Below are 643 nucleotides of genomic sequence, written 5' to 3'. Positions count from 1 at the left end.
GAATGAAACCAACGTTAGAACAACAAAACGTCATATACAAACCTGTTAGGCTTGCTGTGATCAAAGCGCTTGCAGGAACTGGTAAAACTACATTATTTAGATTGTTCGCGAATGCATATCCAGAGCTAAGAATGCTCTATATTACTTATAATCGTCCGATCGCAGATGCCGCTAATTTACCTCCCAATTGTCTATCACTCACTGGCCATCAGTTAGCATATCAATTCGTAGGAAAATACTACCGCCACAAGTTTGCAGAAAACCTCAGCATGGGGCTGATTAGAAAGCACCTCAGGTGCGACTGGTCCATCGCAAACGGGACTATGGTTACTTTAGAAAACTATTTTTGTAGTGAAGACCAAGAAATAGAAAAAAAACACGCTCCATACAACCCCAAAAATAAAAAATCATTGGATATTCAAGAGCAGCTAGTTTCTAGTGCCAAGCAAATCTGGAATGAAATGCAGTTATTGGAAAGTCCGGTTCCCATGACGCACGATGGTTACCTAAAAGGTTTCTCTATTGCCCAAGTAGATTTGAGCGAGCATTTTGATGTGCTACTTGTAGATGAGGGGCAAGACCTTAACCCTGCAGTGAGAGCTTTTATGAAAGCTCAAACTAATATGAGAGTCTATGTATGTGG

Annotated in this window: 1 pseudogene; it reads left to right on the top strand. The window is 40.7% G+C overall.

The features are described from left to right. A pseudogene (locus IQR33_RS15220) lies at nucleotides 1–643 on the top strand (hypothetical protein); the annotation flags it as partial.

This window comes from Vibrio sp. OPT46 (genome assembly GCF_015163535.1).
Classification (GTDB): domain Bacteria; phylum Pseudomonadota; class Gammaproteobacteria; order Enterobacterales; family Vibrionaceae; genus Vibrio; species Vibrio alginolyticus.
Note: the sequence above shows the minus strand (reverse complement) of the source record. Positions and strands in the feature narration are given on the sequence as shown.